The following is a 2,714-nucleotide window of genomic DNA, read 5'->3' on the forward strand; positions in this document are numbered from 1 at the left end:
ACTAAAGGGTTTTCGACAATTATCGCACTTAAATTGACGACGATTAACTTGTAAGTACACTGGTTGGACTGAGATTGGTAAATCTTTGACTAAATGTCGATGATTTTGGTGTAGTTTATCGCTCTCTAACCCACAACGAGGACAGATTGCTTTTTGATTTTTCGATTCGATTCGGCAAACTATACCGATATTTTCTAGGTGTAGATAGCCTTGAATAGAGGTTCCTTCTAGGTTCAAAAATTTGTCAAGTATCATAAGTAAAATACTCTGGTCTTTGGCTATTATATCAAATTTTAACTCAATTGTCTATCTTTTGGTATTAACCTGTTTGTGCCGTAAGTCTCTCCCTGTATGAATCTAAGCTATTTTTGAGACTAAGTACTCTCATCGAATTTTATTTTAAGTTAATTATTTGCATAACAATTACCGAAGAGCCCTAGATGCCATGATCAAGTCATGTCTGTCCCTGACTAAAATAGAATCAGCGTTTCCCGAAGGGACTTAATTCCATGACGATTATCACTCTTTCACGTTATGTCACCAGAAACAATGAGATTTTAGGTGGAGAGCCAATTATTGAAGGCACTCGCACATCTATTCGCGCAATCGTCGGTCTGTGGCGATTAGGTGTGATGCCAGAGGAAATTCCAACTCATTTACCTCATTTGACCTTAGCACAAGTGTTCGATGCCTTGAGTTTTTATTTGGATCATCAAGCAGAAATTAACGAGTACATTGAGCGTAACCAAGTCCCCGATGAGTTGGTGCATCCTTCTGTAAAGGCAGCTTTGGGTAAGCTATGAGCATATTTGCTTCCCTTTACATGGACGAAGATATGTCGGCGTTAGTGGGACTTAGGCATTTTCGGGCAGCAAAAAAGGCTCAAACCATTACGGGACAAAGGGTTAACCTCGATTTATGATTTTCCTTGATCTATCTGGGTTTCAGCGATTTTGGGCTTCTCGAAGTAAATCCCAAGCAGGGATTGGGGTTGAGGCTTTTCTCGATTTGTTTTTTGTCTAAGTCCCATTAGTTGCAACACTTCTGCGTTCTCGTGGTTTAGATGTCACCACTGTTCCTGAGCAGTCAACTTTAGGCAAAACTGACAGCGAACAATTAGAATTTGCAGCTTCTTTAGGTAGATGCCTTGTAACCCACAACCGGGTTGATTTTGAACGATTGCATCTTCAATTCATAGAGGAAGGCAGAGAACATTGTGGAATTATTGTTGTCCCTCAGAAAACTGCCTACGAGGTCGTGCAACGGGTTGGTATTTTAGTTAACACGTTGACTGTTGATAGTATTAATAATCAGTTACTATACGCATGATTTCTCCGCCAACTTACACTCTAAGCAAAAGCCAGCTAACAAGTCGATGAAGCGGCAATGTTCTAGTTCATCCATCGCCGCTCTGGTAGAGTGTGTTAATGAAATCTAACACACCTCTTTTTTTTCTAGTCAAACTATTTTTGACTAATCTCGAATGCTAAGTCGTATCTGTAAAAACAAACATCAAAGGCAAGAAAAAAATTCATCTGTCCTAAGGTTTGCAGAAAAGGTTTTTAGATTTATCGAGCAAACCCTAATTAGCGATAAAATGGCTGTGATCTTCAAATTTGACCTGTTATATGACTAATCGCTCAGAAGTTGAGTCGGCTATTAAGCAACTGCCAGAGAGTGAAGTCCGCGCTCTGGCAAACTGGCTTCAAGACTATCTTGATGAGATGTGGGATAGACAAATTGAAGCGGACCTAGCATCGGGAAAATTAGATCTCCTCATCGCTCAGGCAGAAGAGGATATGGCAACCAACAACGTCAGAGATCTCGATGAAGTCCTTCGCAACGTCTGAATTCTGGAAAGCTTATACTGAACTGTCACCTGAGATGCAAGAGCAGGCGCGGAAAGCTTATCGACTCTGGCAGCAAAACTCACTTCACCCATCGTTGCATTAGATCTCTTGCATAAGTCTAGACAAAATAGGATAAAATAGTCTAATGGGACTTAGGCGTTTTCGGTCAGCAAAAAAGGCTCAAACCATTACGGGACAAAGGGTTAACCTCGATTTATGATTTTCCTTGATCTATCTGGGTTTCAGCGATTTTGGGCTTCTCGAAGTAAATCCCAAGCGGGGATTGGAGTTGAGGCTTTTCTCGATTTGTTTTTTGTCTAAGTCCCACTAAGAGTTAAGATTGAAAGATGACTTACGAACAAGTAAAAACTTTAAAGCCAACAGAGTTCAAACGCTTGTGTGGCGTGTATCCAGATACATTTAAGGATATGGTAACAGTCCTAAAGGCAGAAAAAGTTTGGCAAAAAAAGACAGGCAGACCTAGCAAATTGAGTACAGAAGACCAACTACTAATAACATTAGAGTATTGGCGAGAATATCGCACCTATTTTCATCGGGGAAATAGCTGGGGTATTAACGAATCAACGGCGTATAGAATTGTTAGGAAAGTAGAGAATATTCTCATCAAATCAGGTCTGTTTAATCTACCCGGAAAAAAAGCCCTATTAGAAAGTAATAGTGAAAGAGAAGTAATAGTGGTGGATGTGTCAGAACATGAGATAGAAAGACCCAAAAAAAAACAGAAATCATACTAGAGTGGCAAGCAGGGATACCACACATTAAAGTCGCAAGTCGTTGCCGATCTCGCGCAGCGAGCGCGTTGCGACCAAAAAAGCGAGCAGGTAATCTGTGTCCGTTGTGAGA

Annotated in this window: 6 protein-coding genes; 5 read left to right on the forward strand and 1 reads right to left on the reverse strand. The window is 40.6% G+C overall.

The window, feature by feature from the left end; genetic code table 11:
- A partial coding sequence (locus H6F92_RS00035; protein WP_190356368.1) for a transposase family protein occupies window positions 1-255 on the reverse strand: 255 nt, incomplete at its 3' end.
- A 254-nt stretch (window positions 256-509) separates the two neighbouring features.
- Between H6F92_RS00035 and H6F92_RS00040 the strand changes: the two genes are divergently transcribed.
- The 5 genes from H6F92_RS00040 to H6F92_RS00055 all read left to right on the forward strand — a co-directional run bounded on the left by H6F92_RS00040 (window position 510) and on the right by H6F92_RS00055 (window position 2,605).
- Window positions 510-803, forward strand: a complete 294-nt coding sequence (locus H6F92_RS00040; protein ID WP_002794978.1) for a DUF433 domain-containing protein — start codon at window positions 510-512, stop codon at window positions 801-803.
- A complete protein-coding gene (locus H6F92_RS26415; protein ID WP_265795649.1) occupies window positions 800-922 on the forward strand; it encodes a hypothetical protein in 123 nt (40 codons plus the stop codon). Before H6F92_RS00040 ends, H6F92_RS26415 begins: the two co-directional genes overlap by 4 nt.
- A 122-nt stretch (window positions 923-1,044) precedes the next feature.
- Window positions 1,045-1,329 carry a DUF5615 family PIN-like protein gene (locus H6F92_RS00045; protein WP_190356370.1) on the forward strand — a complete coding sequence of 95 codons (285 nt, stop codon included), beginning with the start codon at window positions 1,045-1,047 and terminating at the stop codon, window positions 1,327-1,329.
- Between the two features lie 299 nt (window positions 1,330-1,628).
- Window positions 1,629-1,850 (forward strand): hypothetical protein, encoded by a 222-nt coding sequence (locus H6F92_RS00050; protein WP_190356369.1) that lies wholly within the window; start codon window positions 1,629-1,631, stop codon window positions 1,848-1,850.
- 347 nt (window positions 1,851-2,197) lie between these two features.
- Window positions 2,198-2,605 (forward strand): transposase family protein, encoded by a 408-nt coding sequence (locus H6F92_RS00055; RefSeq protein ID WP_242029932.1) that lies wholly within the window; start codon window positions 2,198-2,200, stop codon window positions 2,603-2,605.
- The last annotated feature ends 109 nt before the right edge of the window (window positions 2,606-2,714 follow it).

This window comes from Microcystis wesenbergii FACHB-1317 (genome assembly GCF_014696875.1).
GTDB classification, from domain to species: Bacteria; Cyanobacteriota; Cyanobacteriia; order Cyanobacteriales; family Microcystaceae; genus Microcystis; species Microcystis wesenbergii_A.

Bases quoted from the DNA above. Each gene is read 5' to 3' on its own strand.
- H6F92_RS00040 (WP_002794978.1), top strand. From the start codon at position 510: ATGACGATTATCACTCTTTCACGTTATGTCACCAGAAACAATGAGATT.
- H6F92_RS26415 (WP_265795649.1), top strand. From the start codon at position 800: ATGAGCATATTTGCTTCCCTTTACATGGACGAAGATATGTCGGCGTTA.
- H6F92_RS00050 (WP_190356369.1), top strand. From the start codon at position 1,629: ATGACTAATCGCTCAGAAGTTGAGTCGGCTATTAAGCAACTGCCAGAG.
- H6F92_RS00055 (WP_242029932.1), top strand. From the start codon at position 2,198: ATGACTTACGAACAAGTAAAAACTTTAAAGCCAACAGAGTTCAAACGC.